General features: G+C 63.4%; 2 protein-coding genes and 1 pseudogene. All 3 read right to left on the reverse strand.

What is annotated here, in order from left to right; genetic code table 11:
• A partial coding sequence (locus tag GIR22_RS26785) for a condensation domain-containing protein (protein WP_425502939.1) occupies window positions 1–1,749 on the reverse strand: 1,749 nt, incomplete at its 3' end.
• A 9-nt stretch (window positions 1,750–1,758) separates the two neighbouring features.
• Window positions 1,759–5,121 (reverse strand): annotated as a pseudogene (locus GIR22_RS26790) (non-ribosomal peptide synthetase); the annotation flags it as partial.
• Between the two features lie 2 nt (window positions 5,122–5,123).
• Window positions 5,124–18,122, reverse strand: coding sequence for a non-ribosomal peptide synthetase (locus GIR22_RS22475; protein WP_154745469.1), 12,999 nt, complete (start codon window positions 18,120–18,122; stop codon window positions 5,124–5,126).
• Window positions 18,123–18,219 lie beyond the last annotated feature (97 nt).

Raw genomic sequence — 18,219 nt, forward strand, 5'->3', positions numbered from 1 at the left:
CTGCGCCAACACCACGGCCGGCGTGCTGTCTTCGAGCATGTAGGCAATGCGGTCCAACGGATAAGCCGGATCCAGCGGTACATAACCGCCGCCTGCTTTCAGAATCGCCAGCAGGCCCACCACCATGTCGAGGCCACGCTCGACACAGATCGCCACTCGCGAATCCGGCTGTACACCCTGCTTGCGCAGGTAATGCGCCAACCGGTTGGCGCGCTCATTCAGCTCGCGATAACTCAAGCGTTGCCCACCATGCAGCACCGCCAGCGCCTCTGGGGTGCGCGCCACCTGGGCTTCAAACAAGCCGTGAATCGTCTGCTCCAGTGGGTAATCGGCTTGCGTGGCATTGAAGTCGAACAGCAGGCGCTCGCGCTCGGCCCTGTCCACCAGCGCTATGTGTTCAAGCACGGCCTGGTCATTGTCGACCATGGCTTGCAACACCCGTTTGAAATAGCCGACATAACGCACCATCGTCGCCTCATCGAACAGCGCAATGGCGTATTCCAAAGTACCGCGAATACCATCCTGGCTCTCTCCAAGGTTCAGGGAAACGTCGAACTTGGCAAAATGGCTGTCGCAGGTGATGCCTTCCAGGGTCAGGTCACCCAGGGCCAGGGACGGACCGTCGTTGCTCTGCCAGGACAACAGGGTCTGGAACAGTGGGCTATGGGCCAGGCTGCGCACCGGCCGGGTGACTTCCACCACCTGCTCGAACGGCAAGTCCTGATGTGCCTGGGCCGCCAGCGTCAGGGCCTTGACTCGAGTCAACAACGCCTCGACGCTCAACTCGCCGCGGGTGTCGATGCGCACTGCCAGGGTATTGACGAACAGGCCGATCAGCCCTTCCACCTCAACACGCTGGCGGTTGGCGGCCGGTGAACCGATCACCACGTCCTGCTGCCCGGACAAGCGCGACAGCAACATCGCCCAGGCCGCCATCATGGTCATGTAGAGGGTGGCGCCATGGCGTTGGCTCAGGGCCTTGAGGCCCGCGGTCAACTGCACATCCAGATGGACCCCTACGCTGCTGCCGGCGTAGTCCTGCTGCGCCGGTCGCGGGCGGTCGGTGGGCAGCATCAGCAAGGCCGGCGCACCCGCCAGAGTCTGCTGCCAGTAGTTGCTCTGACGTTGCAGCACCTCGCCGCTCAGCCACAGGCGCTGCCAGACCGCGAAGTCGCCGTACTGGATGGTCAATGGCGGCAGCGGATCAGCCTGGCCCAGGCTGAAAGCGTGGTACAGCGCCATCAGTTCGCGAGTCAGTACGTCCATGGACCAGCCGTCTGAGACGATATGGTGCAGGGTCAACAGCAGCACATGGTGGTCGTCGGCCATGATCACCAGACGCCCGCGCAGCAGTGGGTCGCGTTGCAGGTCGAACGGCGCCGAAGCTTCGCCGTGGATCAACGCATCCAGCAGTTTTTGTGCCTCGGGATGGCCGCGCAAGTCCTGCACATGCAGGGGCAACACGTCCTCGGCCGGCAGGATCAGCACCCGGGCGTCGTCACCCTGCTGGGCAAAGCGACTGCGCAAGGTTTCATGCCGGGCGACAATGCGTGCCAGGGCCCTTTGCAGCGCGTCGACATGCAACTGGCCGCGCAGGCGCAAGCCGATGGGGATGTTGTAGGCGGTGTTGGCACCCTCCATCAACGCCAGGAACCATAAGCGCTGCTGGGCAAACGACAGCGGCAGATCCTGGTCACGGGAGGCCGGTAGAATATCCGGCAAGGTGCTGCGGCCCGCCAGGGCCAGCACCTGGGCGACAGCGGCAAGTTCGGGATTGGCGAACAAATCGCCGAGCTGCAGATCGACACCCAGACGCTGTCGCACCTGGGAGACCATGCGCATCGCCAACAGCGAGTGGCCGCCCAGCTCAAAGAAATGATCCTGGCGCCCGACGCGCTCCACCTGCAGTACATCGGCCCAGACCTGCGCCAGCAGGGTTTCGATTTCACCGATGGGCGCTTCGTATTCACGGGTAAAAACCGCGGCCATGTCTGGCTTGGGCAGGGCCTTGCGGTCCAGCTTGCCGTTGGCGGTCAGTGGCAGCACATCCAGCTTCACATAAGCCACAGGCACCATGTAGTCCGGCAGATGCGCCACCAGATGGGCGCGGATGTCTCCCACCGCATGGGCATCGATCTGCGGGTTTTCGGTAAAGTACGCCACCAGGCGTGGCTCGCCAGGCTGGTCTTCACGGGCCAGCACCACCGCCTCCTGAATGCCGGGGAGTTGGCCGAGGCATGTTTCGATCTCGCCCAGTTCAATGCGCACGCCGCGGATTTTCACCTGGTCGTCGTTGCGCCCCAGGTATTCAAGAGTGCCGTCAGCCAGCCAGCGCGCCAGGTCGCCGGTGCGGTACATGCGGCCAGGGTTGAACGGGTCGTCGAGGAAGCGTTCGCCGGTCAGTTCCGGGCGGTTCAAGTAACCCCGCGCCACACCTTTGCCGCCAACGTACAGCTCGCCCGCAACGCCAATCGGCACCAGACGTTGCTGTTCGTCCAGCAGGTACACCGTGGCATTGGCCATGGGCTTGCCAATGTGCAATGGCTGGCCCGCCTCGACCCGGCCGGATGTGGCCACCACCGTGGCTTCGGTGGGGCCGTAGTTGTTGATCACATCGAAGTGCTGGGCACGGCTGAACTGACGCAGGCGATCGCCACCGATCAGCAACGTGCGCAGGGTCGGATGTTCGATGTTCTGGCTAAAGGCATATTCGGCCACCGGTGTCGGCAGGAAGCATACATCCAGGGGCTGGGCGCGCCACCAGTCCAGCAGCGCGTCGATGTCTTCGGCACCGTCATGGGCAGGCGGCAGATGCAACGTTGCACCGGCACAAAGCGCCGGCCAGACTTCCCAGGCCATCGCGTCAAAACCAAAACCGGCAACACTGGCGGTATGGCGACCCTGGCACAGGTCGAAGGTGCTGCAATGCCAGTCCACCAGGTTGGCCACGGTATGGTGCTCGACCATCACGCCCTTGGGCAGGCCGGTGGAACCGGAGGTGTAGATCACATAAGCCAGGTTCTGCGACGTGACGGCTACCTGTGGATTGGCCGTCGAATGCTGCTGCCAAGAAGGTTGATCGAGGTTGAGCACAGGCACATCAAGGCTTGGCAACCGCGCCAGTAAGTCCTGCTGGGTCAGTACCGCCACTGGCGTGCTGTCATTGAGCAAGTAGCCCAGGCGCTCGGCGGGATGGGACGGGTCCACCGGCACATAGCAAGCCCCCGACTTGAGGATCGCCAGCAAGCCGGCCAGGGTTTCCAGCCCACGCCGGGCAACGATGGCCACGCGGTCGTCGGGTTTTACCCCCAGGCCCAGCAGGTGATGAGCCAGCCGGTTGGCCTGTTGATTCAACTCGGCATAGGTCAGTTGCCGGCCTTGGTACACTGCCGCTACAGCATCCGGGGTCAGCGCGGCTTGGGCTTCGATGCGACCATGCAGGGTGGTGCCTTGCAGGTAGTCGGCGTGGGAGGCATTGAATTGCAACAGTTGTTGGCGCTCTGCCTCGGGCAAGACCGATACCTGATCAAGTGCCGTCTGCGGTGCCTGTTCCAGAGCCCGAACCAGGTTTTCCAACGCGGTTTGCAAATAGCCGCACACCCGCTGTGGATCGATCCGGGTGCTGGCCAGAAGGCTCAGGCTGAAGTCTTCGCCCAGGTCATCGACACTCAAGGTCAGCGGGTAATTGGTGCGTTCTTCAGAGCTGAGGGCAACGATCCCCTGCCACGCCGATACCGCTTCGGCACTGGCTTTCGCCGCACTGTGCCGGTAGTTGAGCAAAGCGCTGAACAACGGCATCGGGGCTACCACGCCGCTGCAACGCTGGGCCAGGGCCAGGGATGCGTGCTCATGACGCATCAGGGTCGTCAGGTGGGCATGGGTCGCCTTGACACCGGCGCGCACGTCTTGGCGCCCCACGTCTACACGCAACGGCAAGGTATTGATGAAAATCCCGAGAGCCCGATCTGTATCGTGGCTACCCTGCATGCGCCCCATCAACACGGTGCCGAACACCACCTTTTCCTTGCCGGCAAGTGCGCCCAGCACCTGGGCCCAGCCCACATGAAACAGGCTCGCCGCGCTCACACTCAACTGCCGGGCCTGTGTGCGCAGACGCCGGCTCAACTCGGGCGCAAGCCCCAGGCTGATATGCGCGATACCTCGACCATCGCCTTGGACGTCCTGCAAACCAAAGGGCAAGGTGGGCTCGCTGATATCCCCCAGCATCTGGCGGAAAAACGTCTCGTGCTCCTGCTCGCTGACGCCCAATCGTGCATGGGCAACATAATTGCGAAAAGGCACAGCCTGGCCCAAGGTGTGAGCCTGGCCCAGCAGGCAAGCCTGCATTTCATGGCAAACCACCTCCAGTGCGCTGTGATCCATGGCCATGTGATGAAACAGCAGGATCGCGACAATCCGCTGATTGGCCGGATCGTTGGCGTATACCAGGCGCAGCAGCGGCGCCTGGGTCACGTCCAGGCGGTAATGGCGGCCATCAAAACGGTCATGCAACTGGACGTCAATGTCACCCTGGGCCGGGTCCAGCTCAACGGCCTGCACCGGTAGCCTGGCCGTGCGCCAGACCACTTGCGACGGCTCCTCCAGGCCTTCCCAGACAATCCCTGTGCGCAGGATGTCGTGGCGATCCATGACCCGCTGCAAGGCTTGGGCAAATCCATTCAGGCGCTCAAGACTGTCGAAGGCAAACTGCGACTGCATGATGTAGGGATCGCCCTGCGCGGCGCTCACATGGTGGTAGAGAATGCCTTCCTGCAACGGCGCCAGGGGGTAGATATCCTGGACATTGGCCGCGCCACCGTCGACGGTCTCGACGATCCGGTCGATGGCGTCCTGGTGCAAGGTCGAGAGGGTCAACATCGCCGGGGTTATGCGGCTGGCACCTGCCGGGATGCCGTTGGCAGGGACCTCGACCTCGCCGGCCTTGGTCGCCGAATAGAGACCAGCCTTGATCAACTCGATCAGCGCCGGTTTGTGCTCACGCAGCGCAGCCAGTACTGCCGGATCGCTCAAGGCGTGCTTGTTGCCCTGCACCGACAATTGATCGCCCTTGAGCGCCAGTTGGATATCTTTGGCTTTCAGTGTCGCCAACAGTTCGATCATGCTCACAGGACGATCTCCATTCGTTCGGTAATTGAGGCGTAGCCGGCAAGTGTCGGCTGCTCGAACAGTGCCCTGACATCGGCTTCAATGCCTTCCTGGCGCAAGAGGCCAATCAGACTGACGGCCAGCAGCGAGTGCCCGCCCAGTTCAAAGAAATTGTCATGACGCCCTACCCGCTCCACTTTCAGCAGTTGAACCCAGAGCCGGGCCAGGGTGGTTTCGATTTCCCCGATGGGCGCTTCGTATGCGTGCACGATCAACGACTCCAGGCCTGGCGCCGGGAGGGCCTTGCGGTCCAGCTTGCCATTGGGGCTCAGTGGCAACGCGTCGAGGTAGACGAAGACCGCCGGCACCATGTAGTCCGGCAACTGCTCCAGCAGATAAGCCCGCAGGTCTTGGATCTCGGCCTGAACCCCGGTGTAATAGGCAACCAGCCGCTTGTCCCCCGGCCCCTCTTCACGGGCTATAACCACGCTTTCGTTGACCTGCGGGTAGGCACTCAAGCGAGCCTGGATTTCCCCCAGTTCAATACGCAGGCCACGGATCTTCACCTGGTCGTCGTTGCGGCCCAGGTACTCAATGGTGCCATCGGGCAGGTAACGACCAATATCCCCGGTGCGGTACAGGCGGCCTTCGGTGAAGGGGTCTTTGAGGAAGCGTTCGGCGGTCAGCTCAGGACGGTGCAAGTAACCGCGGGCGACCTGTACCCCGCCAATAAATAGCTCGCCGACCACACCCAGCGGCACCGGTTGCAACTGCGTGTCCAGCACGTACATCCGGGTGTTGGCAATCGGCTTGCCGATCGGCGTGTTATCCGGCGTCACGGTACCGGCGCAGTTCCATGCCGTCACATCCACCGCAGCTTCAGTCGGGCCATACAGGTTATGCAATTGGCTGGCTGGCAATTGCTGCTTGAAGCGCCGCACCAGACTGCCCGGCAGTGCCTCACCGCTGCACATCACCCGCTGCAGGCAGGCCGTCTGGCTGACATCACCGTGAGCCAGGAATACATCGAGCATCGATGGCACGAAGTGCAGCGTGGTGATCTGTTCGGCGGCAATCACCTCACACAAGTAAGCCGGGTCCTTGTGACCGCCTGGGCGAGCCATGACCAGCCGTGCCCCGGTGAACAGCGGCCAGAAGAATTCCCACACCGACACGTCGAAACTGAACGGGGTTTTCTGCAAGACCGCATCGCTTGCCGACAGGCCATAGGCGTCCTGCATCCACAGCAGGCGGTTGACCACCCCGCCGTGTTCGTTAATCACGCCCTTGGGCTGGCCGGTGGAGCCGGAGGTGTAGATCACATAGGCCTGGTGCTGCGCGGTCAGGCCTGCAACCTGCGGGTTGCTCGAAGGCTGGTGTTCCCACGTGTTGTGGTCAAGGTCCACCCTCGGTACTGCCGCCTCACCCAACAAACCAGAGGTCGCGCCCTGCACCAGCACCGTCACTGGCGCGCTGTCGCTCAGCATGTAGCGGATGCGTTCCGTTGGATACGTTGGGTCCAGCGGCACATAACCACCGCCCGCCTTGAGGATGGCGAACAGGCCAATGACCATCGCCAGGCCACGTTCAACACAGATCGCCACTCGCGAATCCGGCCCCACGCCTTGCTCTCGCAGGTGATGAGCCAACTGATTGGCACGCGCATTCAACTCGGCGTACGTCAGCCGCTGCTCGCCGGCCTGTACCGCCAAGGCATCGGGTGTACGCAGTACCTGGCCTTCGAACATCCCGTGCAGGGTCTGCTCAAGGTTGTAATCCACCTGCGTGGCGTTGAACTCGAACAGCAGTTTGTCGCGCTCCTCGTGCCCCAGGATCGGCAGGCGATTGAGCGGTTGGTGCGGTGCCTGCTCCAGGGCTTGCACCAGGTTGACCAGCGCCATCTGCATATAGCCGCAGACCCGCTGCGCGCCGACCTGCGCAAACGTCAGGGCCGTCAGGTCATAACCCTCGCCCAAATCATCGACGTTCAGGGACAGGGGGTAGTTGGTGCGCCCATCATTGGTCAGGGTCTGCACGCCTTCCCAGGCTTGCTGTGCCGTTTTTGAACGGATCGCACTGCCTCGGTGGCGATAGTTGAGCATCGAGCTGAACAGCGGTAGCGGCGCTGCAACCCCACTGCAACGCTGGGCCAGGGCCAAAGACGCGTGTTCGTGCCCCAGCAGCGCAGAGAGCCGGACATGGGTCTGCCGCACGCTGGCGCGCACGCCTTGCTCATTGATGTCCAGGCGCAGCGGCAGGGTATTGATGAATACCCCCAGGGCCCGATCGGCACCCTCGCCGCCCTGCAACCGGCCCACCAGAACTGTGCCGAACACCACGTTTTGTTTACCGCAGGTCACTGCCAGCACTTGGGCCCAAGCCAAGTGAAACAGGCTGGCGGCACTGACGCCGAGCACGCGCGCCTGAGCTTTCAAGCGTCGGCTGAACGCAGCGTCCAAGCTGTGGGTGTACTCCTCGATATGGCGTCCGTCGCCCTGCACATCCTGTAGGCCGAAGGGCAGTGTTGGCTCGTTGATATCACCCAGCATCTCGCGGAAGAACGCTTCATGCTCTTGCTCGCTGACGCCCAGGCGCGCCTGGGCCACGTAGTTGCGATAAGGCATCGGCGGGGCCAGCAGCGCGGTGTCGCCGAGCAGGTAGCCTTGCATTTCCCGCAACACGACATCGAACGCGGTGTGATCCAGAGCGATGTGGTGATACAGCAGCACCACCACCACACGCTGATTCGCCGGATCCTCGGCGTACATCAGGCGGATCAGCGGCGCCTGGCTAATATCCAGGCGGTAGCGCCGGGCGTCGAAACGCTCATGCAGCGCGGCCAGCACATCGCCCTCCAGTTGCAGCTTCTGTACGATCAGCTCGGCCTTGCGCCAGACCACTTGCACCGGCTGCACCAACCCTTCCCAGACCACCCCGGTACGCAGGATGTCATGGCGATGGATCACCTGTTGCAAAGCCTGGGCAAAGGTATTCAGACGCTCGATGCTGTCAAAGGCCAGGTGCGATTGCAGCAGGTACGGGTCACCCTGCTCTGCCGTGATGTAGTGATAAAGGATGCCTTCCTGCAACGGCGCCAGCGGGTAGATGTCCTGTACGTTGGCCGCGCCACCCGGCACGTTGGTGACGATCTGGTCGATGGCCGACTGCTCAAGCTCCACCAGCGACAGCATCTGCGGGGTAATGCGCTGGCAATCCGCCGGGATGCCGTTGGCTGGCACCAGCACTTCCCGTCCGCTGCCCACGGCCGCCGCCAGGGCGGCCAGGGTAGGCTGACTGAACAGCACCCGCACATCGGCACTCAGGCCTACCTGGCGCATGCGCTCGATCAGGCTCACGGCCAGCAACGAATGACCGCCCAACTCGAAGAAGTGATCATGGCGCCCCACCTGCTCAACCTGCAGCACCTCGCTCCAGATCCGCGCCAGGGTGGTTTCCACCTCGCCTCGGGGCGCTTCGTATTCACGGCTGAGCATCGCCGCCTGATCCGGGGCGGGTAATGCCTTGCGATCCAGCTTGCCGTTGGCGGTCAGCGGCCAACTGTCCAGCTTCACATAGGCCACTGGCACCATGGCCTCGGGCAACCGGCCTTGCAGTTCGGCGCGCAGGGTTTCGATATCCAAGGGAGTTCGCGCAGTGAACCAGGCAATCAGGCGACCATCGAGCACCTGGACCACAGCCTCCTTGACGCCCTCCAGTGCGGCCAGGCGGGTTTCGATCTCACCCAATTCGACACGCACGCCACGAACCTTCACCTGGTCGTCATTGCGTCCCAGGTAGTCGAGATTGCCGTCCGCCAACCAGCGCGCCAGGTCGCCGGTGCGGTACATGCGCCCAGGATTGAAGGGGTCTTGCACAAAGCGCTCGGCGGTCAGGTCCGCACGGTTCAGGTAGCCCCGGGCCACTCCACTGCCGCCCACATACAACTCACCCACGACGCCCACCGGCACCGGACGTAGTTGCTCATCGAGCAGGTACACCGTGGTATTGGCCATCGGCTTGCCGATATGCAGCGCCTGCCCGGCGTGAATACGCCCCGAGGTGGCGACCACAGTGGCTTCGGTCGGGCCATAGTTGTTGATCACCTCGAAGCGCCGCTCCCGGGTGAACTGGCGCAGCCGATCACCACCGACCAACAAGGTGCGCAGGGTCGGGTGCTCCAGGTCCTGGCTGAAGGCGTATTCGGCCACCGGCGTCGGCAGGAAGCTGACGTCCAGCGGCTGGGTCATCCACCAGGCCAGCAGTTCGTCGAGATTGTCGTTGCCCACATCAGCCGGTGGCAGGTGCAGGGTCGCGCCGACACACAGCGCCGGCCACACTTCCCAGGCCATGGCGTCGAAACCGAACCCCGCAACGCTGCTGGTATGGCTGCGGGCATGCAGATCGAACGCATCACAATGCCAATGCACCAGGTTTTCCACGGTGCGGTGTTCCACCATCACCCCTTTGGGCTGGCCGGTGGAGCCGGAGGTGTAGATCACATAGGCCAGATGGGCCGGTGTGAGGCCGACGACTTCGGGGTTGGTCACTGCGTAGTGCTGCCAGTCACTGCCGTGCAGGTCCAGGGTTTCTATATCCCCCAGCACACCACGGGTACTGGCCTGCGCCAGCACCGCGACCGGCGCGCTGTCTTGCAGCAGGTAGGCGATGCGCTCGGCCGGATAGGCCGGGTCAATTGGCACGTAACCGGCACCCGCCTTGAGAATCGCCAGCAGGCCCACCAGCATCTGTGGCCCACGACGGCAGCAGATAGCGACCCGATCATCCGGTTGCACACCGCGCACCAACAAATAATGGGCCAACTGGTTGGCACGCTGATTGAGCGCCCGGTACGTCAGGCCCTGACCATCCTGGAGCACCGCAATGGCGTCTGGCAGCTGCACTGCCCGGGCTTCGAAGGCCGCCTGGACAGTCTGCCCCCGGGGGTAATCGCGGGCTGTGGCGTTGAACCCGCGCAACAGCGTGTCGCACTCGGCTGCCGGCAGAATCGGCAGCTGATTCAGCGCCTGCTGCGAAGCCTGTTCAAGCCCGTGCACCAGTTGCTCAAGGGCGTTGTGCATATAGTCGCAAATCCGCTGCGCCCCGATGGACTCCAGCGCCAGTACCGCCAGTGCGAAACCTTCGCCAAGGTCATCGACACTGAGGGTCAGCGGGTAGTTGCTGCGCTCTTCACCACCCAACAGCTGCACACCTTCCCAAATGCCCTCGCCGCCCCGGGCCATCTCGCCTGGAGCGCTATGGCGGTAATTGAGCAAGGCGCTGAACAACGGCACCGACGCGGCCACACCACTGCAACGCTGGGCCAGTGCCAGGGAAGCGTGTTCATGACCCAACAGTGCCGTCAAACGTGCATGGGTCGCCTTGACCCCGACTGCCGCACTGGCGGTGATATCAACCCGCAACGGCAAGGTATTGATGAACATCCCCAGCGCCCGGTCGGCGCCCTCGCCGCCCTGCATGCGACCCATCAGTACGGTGCCGAACACCACGTCCTGGCGGCTGGACACCAGCCCCAACACCTGGGCCCAGGCCAAGTGCATCAAGCTCGCCGCGCTGACACCCAATTGACGGGCCTGCTCGCGAACCCGCAAGGCCAGCGTGGCCTCCACCGCCCGCTCGGCTTCTTCGATATCACGGCCATCGCCCTGCACATCCTGGATACCGAACGGCAATGTCGGCTCATCGACGTCGGCCAGCATCTCGCGGAAGAACTGCTCGTGTTCCTCGACACTGACGCCCAGCCGGGCCTGGGCCACGTAGTTACGAAACGGTGCGGCCGCCGGCAAGGTATCCGCCTGGTTGAATAGAAACGCGCGCATTTCCTGGCCTACCACTGCCATGGCGGTGTGGTCCAACGCCAAGTGATGGAACAGCAGGATCGCCGCGACCCGCCCGTGGGCCAGGTCCTCGGCGTAGACCATGCGCAACAACGGTGCCCGGGTAATATCGAGACGGTAGTGACGGGCGTCAAAACGCTCATGCAATTGCTCGATGACCGAACCGTCGGCGGGATCCAGCGGCACTTGCTGCACCACCAGCTCGGCGTCGCGCCAAACCACTTGGACCGGGCTGTCCAGGCCTTCCCAGACCACGCCGGTACGCAAGATGTCATGCCGAACCACGACCTTTTGCAACGCCTGCGCAAAGGCCTGCAAACGCTCGACACTGTCAAAGGTCATGCGCGATTGCAGCAGGTACGGGTCCCCCTGCTCGGCACTGATGTGGTGGTAGAGAATGCCTTCCTGCAAGGGTGCCAGCGGGTAAATATCCTGTACGTTGGCGGCACCACCCGGCACGTGGGCGATGATCTGGTCGATGGCCGACTGGTCGATCTCCACCAGCGTCAACATCGCCGGGGTAATGCGCCGGCAATCCGCCGGGATGCCATTGACCGGCACCACTACTTCCCGCCCGCTGCCCACGGCCGACGCCAGGGCGGCCAGGCTTGGCTGGCTGAACAGCACCCGCACATCGGCGCTCAGGCCAACCTGGCGCATGCGCTCGATCAGGCTCACCGCCAGCAGCGAATGGCCACCCAACTCGAAGAAATGGTCGTGACGCCCCACTCGCTCGACCTTGAGCACTTGCTCCCAGATCTGCGCCAGGAGGATTTCCACTTCACCTTCGGGCGCCTCGTAACCTCGACTGAGCAGCGAAGCCTGATCAGGCACCGGCAGGGCTTTGCGGTCCAGCTTGCCGTTGGCGGTCAGCGGCAACAGCGCCAGCCATACATAGGCCGACGGCACCATGTAGTCCGGCAACCGGCTTTGCAGGTGGACCCGCAGCGCTTCAATATCCAGTGGCGCCTGGGCGGTGTAGTACGCCACCAGGCGCTTGTCCCCCGGCTCGTCTTCACGGGCCAGCACCACCGCTTCCTTCACCCCGGCACAGCTCGCCAGGCGGGTTTCGATTTCACCCGGTTCGATACGGTAACCACGGATTTTTACCTGGTGGTCATTGCGCCCCTGATACAGCAACGTGCCGTCGGCCTGCCAACTGGCCAAATCGCCGGTGCGGTACATCAAGCCATCGCCGAACGGGTCGTTGATAAATACCTCGTCGGTCAGTGCCGGCTGGTTCAGGTAACCCTTGGCCACGCCCGCTCCACCCACATACAGCTCACCCACAACCCCCAGCGGTACCGGTTGCCGACGGGCATCCAGCACGTAGGCGCGGCTGTTGCCAATAGGCCGGCCGATAGGAATACCGCCCTCGCCCACCGCCGTGATCTCATGGGTGGTGGAAAAGGTCGTGGCTTCGGTGGGGCCATAGCCATTGAGCAGGTGTTGTGGGGCGCCATACTTGAGCACCCGGCCAATCACCAATGGGTCCAGCACATCGCCGCCCACGATCAGGTAACGCAACTGGCGGAACACCGGCATCAGGCCGTCGGCGTATTGGTGGAACAGGCCGGCGGTCATCCACAGCACGCTGACACACTGCTCCTGCAACAGCATGGCGAAGGCGGCCTGAGACAGCAGCGCGGCCTGTTCGACCACTACCACGCAGCCGCCATTGAGCAATGGGGCCCATACGTCGAGGGTGCTGGCGTCAAATGCCGGGTTCGAGGCAAAGGCCACGCGGTCGTGATGATTGAAGTCGGCATAACCGTTGTTGATCACCAACCGCGTCACAGCCCGATGTGGCACCCGCACGCCTTTCGGGGTGCCGGTGGAACCGGAGGTGTACATGATGTACGCCACGCTTTCAGAAGATTGCACGAGCGCCGGGTTGCGGGACGGCAACGAGTCGAGGTTCAGTGCATCCAGGTCGATACGCGAGGCCGCATCCAGGGGTGCGTCGCGGTGGGTCAGCACCAGCACGGCCTGGCTGTCTTGCACGATAAACGCCTGGCGCTCGAGGGGGGCATTGACGTCCAGCGGCACATAGACCGCCGCGCATTTGAGGACCGCCAACTGGCTGACCAGCAAGTCGATGGAGCGTGCCAGCAGGATCGCCACGCTGTCGCCGGGCCTGACACCCTGGGCAATCAGGTGGTGGGCCAGGCGGTTGGCGCGGCGGTTGAGTTCGTCGTAGCTCAAGCTGCACTCGCCGTGTACCGCCGCCAGTGCCTGCGGGTGAGCCAGGGTGCGGGCTTCGAACAGGCTGTGCACTGCCTGCTCGGCAGGGTAGTCACGGGCGGTGGCATTGAACGCCACGAGCAAGGTATGACGCTCGGCGGGTGGCAGGATCGACACCTCATGCAGCGGACTCGTCGGAGCCTGCTGCAGCGCCGTCACCAGGTTGCGCAGCGCCGTCTGCATGTAAGCGCCAACGCGCTGCACATCGACTTCGGCCACGCCCTGCACGGTGAGGGAGAAATCCACACCCAGGTCATCGACGTTGAGCACCAGTGGGTAGTTGCTGCGCTCCTCGGAACTGAGAATCTCGATGCCGGCCCCGGCGAACGGGCTGGCCCCCGGCGCCTCACCCGGCGCGCTGTGCCGGTAGTTGAGCAGCGTGCTGAACAACGGCAAGGCGCTGGACACGCCACTGCAACGCTGGGCCAGTGACAACGAGGCATGCTCGTGGCCCAACAGCCTGGCCAAGCGCGCATGGGTGGCGCGCACGCCCGCCTGTACCCCGACGGCACCGAGGCTGACCCGCAGCGGCAAGGTGTTGATGAACATCCCCAGAGCACGGTCGGCACCGGCGCCGCCCTGCATCCGGCCCAGCAATACCGTGCCGAATACCACCTCGTCACGGCCCGAAACCTGCCCCAGCACCTGGGCCCACGCCAGGTGCACCAGGCTGGCGGTGCTGACCCCCAGTTGGCGCGCTTGTTCACGCAGGCCCAGGCTCAACGCCGAGTCCAGCGGCACGTGCGCCTCCTCGACACCACTGCCGTCTCGATTGACGTCCTGCAGGCCGAAGGCCAGGGTCGGTTCATCGATATCCGCCAGCATCTCACTGAAGAACGCTTCATGCTGCACCTGGCTCACACCCAGTCGAGCCTGGGCCACGTAGTTGCGGTACTGCACCGCGTCGGGCAACATCTCGGTGCCACCGGCCAGGCTGGCACTCATTTCTTCCACCAGCACTTGCAGCGCGGTGTGGTCCAGGAGGATGTGGTGCAACAGCAGGATGCCCAGCCAGCGACCCTGGCCGGGGTCTTCGGCATAGGCCAAATGCATCAGCGAGGCACGGGACAAATCCAGGCGGTAGTGGCGCGGGTCAAAGCGTTGTTGCAATTGCTCCAAGACATCGGCTGGTGCGTCGAACGCCAGGCGTTCGACCGCCAGCGGCGCCTGGCGCCAGACCACTTGTACCGGCTCGTCCAGGCCTTCCCAGACCACACCGGTGCGCAAAATATCATTGCGCTCAATCACACTTTGCATCGCACGGATGAAGGCCTCTACCGGCTGCTGGCCGGTAAAGCTGAACTGCACCTGCAGCACGTAGGGGTCGCCCTCGGTGGTCGCCAGGTGATGGTAAAGAATGCCGGCCTGCAACGGGGCCAGGCCGTAAATGTCCTGAACGTTGCTGACTCCGCCCGGCACCGTGGCGATCACGTGGTCGATGGCGGCCTGATCCAGTTCCACCAGGGGCAGCATGTCCGGGGTGATCCGCAGGCTGTCCGGGGTAATTGCGTTGGCCGGCACCCGGACCTCATGCTGCCCGCCGACTGCAGCGGCCAGCGCGGCCAGTGTCGGCTGGCCAAACAGCACACGCACGTCGGCGCTCAGTTCGACCTGACGCATGCGCTCGATCAACTTGACCGCCAGCAACGAGTGGCCGCCCAACTCGAAAAAATTGTCCTGGCGACCGACTCGGTCAATCTTCAACAGGTCTTTCCAGATCCCGGCGATGGTGCTTTCCACCTCGCCCTCAGGCGCTTCAAAGACACGACGGGCCAAGGCCTCGGCGTCCGGGGCCGGCAATGCCTTGCGGTCGAGCTTGCCGTTGGTGGTCAGCGGCAAGCAGTCCAGCAATACAAAAGCGCTGGGCACCATGTACTCGGCAAGAGACTGCAGCAAGTGGTCACGCAACTGCGCAGCGCTGGGGGCCTCGCCGGGCTTGGCGATCACGTAGGCCACCAGGCGCTTGTCGCCGGGTTCGTCTTCGCGGGCGAGAACGACGGCTTCCCGCACGCCGTTGCAGGTGGCCAGGCAGGTTTCGATTTCACCCAACTCAATGCGGAACCCGCGAATTTTCACCTGGTCATCGTTGCGCCCCAGGTATTCGACGCTGCCGTCAGCCAGCAGACGACCCAGGTCACCGGTCTTGTACATGCGCTGGCCGGTAAAGGGATCGACGAGGAAGCGCTCGGCGGTCAACTCGTCGCGGTTGAGATAACCCCGGGCCACACCCGCACCACCGACGTACAACTCGCCGACGACACCGGTCGGCAGCGGCTCGCGGTTACGGTCCAGAACATAAAGTTGCAAGTCGGGAATACGCCCACCAATCGGGCTGACACCCACCCGCTGTGCATCCGTCGCCTCCAGGGCGCAATAGGTCACGTGCACGGTGGTTTCGGTGATGCCGTACATGTTCACCAATTGGGTACCGGCGTTGGTCACACGGGCATACCAGGGTTTGAGGATGCCTGGCTCCAGTGCTTCGCCACCGAAAATCACCTGACGCAGGGAATGGGCCTGCGGGCTGCGTCCCTGAGCGGCAATCAACTGGCGGAAAGCGCTCGGCGTCTGATTGAGGATGCTCACGCCCGCCTCGCACAGCAGCGCATAGCATTCGTCCGGCGAACGGCTGACCCACTGCGGCACCACCAGCAACTGCCCACCGTGCATCAGCGCGCCCCATATTTCCCAGACCGAAAAATCGAAGGCAAAGGAATGGAACAAGGCCCATACGTCGTGGTGGTTGAAGTTGAACCAGTGCTCGGTGGCACTGAACAGGCGCGCGACGTTGCGGTGCTCGATCATCACGCCCTTGGGCAGGCCGGTGGACCCGGAGGTGTAGATGACGTAGGCCAGGTTGGCCGATGTCAGCCCTGGCACCTGCGGATTGTGGGTAGCACCGTGCTGCAAGGTATCGAGGTCGATCGACGCTACATCGCCCACCAGGTCGACGGTGTCGGCCTGTACCAGTGTGACCACCGGTTCACTGTCGCGCAGGGTGTAGGCGATGCGCTCCAGCGGATAGGCCGGGTCAATCGGTACATAACCAGCGCCGGCCTTGAGGATCCCCAACAGGCCGACGATCATTGGCACGCCGCGCTCGACGCAAATCGCCACCCGATCATCCGGACGAATCCCCAGGGCCAGCAGGCGATGGGCGACCTGGTTGGCCGCCGCGTTCAATTCGCGGTAGGTCAGGCGCCGAGTTTCATAAATCAGTGCCGTGGCTTCAGGTTGTGAGCTGGCGCACGCTTCGAACTGCTGGTGGATCAGCGCCGAATCGGCATAGTGCCGGGTGTTGGCATTCAAGGTGTGCAGCAGGTGCTGGCGCTCGGCAGCGGGCAGGATATCCAGGCTGTGCAGAGCGGCGTCCGGGGTTTGCTCCAGGGCCAGCACCAGGCTTTCCAGGGCTTTATGCAGGTAGCCGACGATGCGCGTGGCTTCGATGGAAGCGTCCACCAGCACGGTCAGGGCAAAGTCCTCGCCCAGGTCGTCGACGTTGACCGTCAGCGGGTAGTTGGTACGTTCCTCGGCGCCCAGCACCTGGATGCCTTCAGCGATATCGATGACAGCGGCCGTGTCCGAGGCGTCGCTGTGACGGTAGTTGAGGATGGCGCTAAACAGTGGCGTCGGCGGCGCCACTGCGCTGCAACGCTGGGCCAGCGCCAGGGGCGCGTGTTCATGGTTCAGCAATGCGGTCAGGCACTCATGGGTAGCCTTGACCCCGGCGCGCACACCTTGCTCGCCCACATCCACCCGCAATGGCAGGGTGTTAATGAACATGCCCAAGGCCTGCTCGGAGCCCTCCCCCGCGCCCATGCGCCCGAGCATCACGGTACCGAACACTACGCTCTGGCGACCAGTCACCTGGCCCAGCACCCTGGCCAGCGCCAGGTGCATCATGCTCACCGCACTGACGCCCAGTGGCCGGGCTTGAGCCCGCAGGCGCAGGCTCAAGGCGTGATCGACGACGATACGCGCTTCATCGATACCGTGGCCATCGCCTTGTACATCCTTGAGGCCGAAGGGCAGTGTCGGTTCATCGATGTCCGCCAGCATGCCGCGAAAGAATGCTTCGTGCGCCTGCTCGCTGATGCCCTGGCGCACCTGGGCGATGTAGCTGCGAAACGGCACCGGCGCACCGGCGAGCTCAGTCTGCCCGGCGAGGTACAGCTGGATTTCCCGGCGCACCACGTCCAGGGCGGTGTGATCGAGAATGGTGTGGTGGAACAACAGCATGGCGACCACGCGCTGCTGCGCTTCATCTTCGGCAAACACCAGGCGCAGCAACGGCGCCTGGACCAGGTCCATGCGGTAGTCCCGGGCATCGTAGCGCGCGCGCAATTGCGTCAATGCGTCCCCATCGCCGGCACTCAAGCGTGTTTCTTCACACACGAGGCGGGCCTGGCGCCAGACCACTTGCAGCGGCTCATCCAGGCGTTCCCAGACCATCGAGGTGCGCAGAATGTCATGGCGATCAATCACCCATTGCAGCGCTTGGGCAAAGGCGGCGAAACGCGGGCGACTGTCGAACACGAACTGTGCGTTCAGTACATAGGGGTCGCCCTGCTGCGAAGACAAGTGGTGGTAGAGCATGCCTTCCTGCAACGGCGCCAGGGGGTAGATGTCCTGCACGTTGGCTGCCCCACCCGGGATGCTGGCGACAATGCGGTCGATGGCAAGCTGGTCGAGCGTGACCAGGGGCAGCATGTCAGGGGTAATCCGGTAGGCCGGGCTCAGCCAGTCACCACCATGTTGGGCCACCAGTTCCAGCAATTGGGGCTTATAGGCGAGCAGTTGATCCCACAGCGCGTCATCCAGCGCATCGTCGTCACCCAGGATGATCAAATCGCCTTCTTCCAGTTGCAGGCGGATCGGATAGGTGGAAAGAGCTGCCAATAATTCACTGAACTGCATGGAGTAACCTGCTTTTTTGAGTCGAGTACGGTTGAGGAGAAAGTCCGTTTCCAGCTGCCACGTAAGTGCCCCAAAGATGAGCGTGCGGGGTAATACT

It is taken from the genome of Pseudomonas karstica (assembly GCF_009707515.1).
In the GTDB taxonomy this organism is placed as follows: Bacteria; Pseudomonadota; Gammaproteobacteria; order Pseudomonadales; family Pseudomonadaceae; genus Aquipseudomonas; species Aquipseudomonas karstica.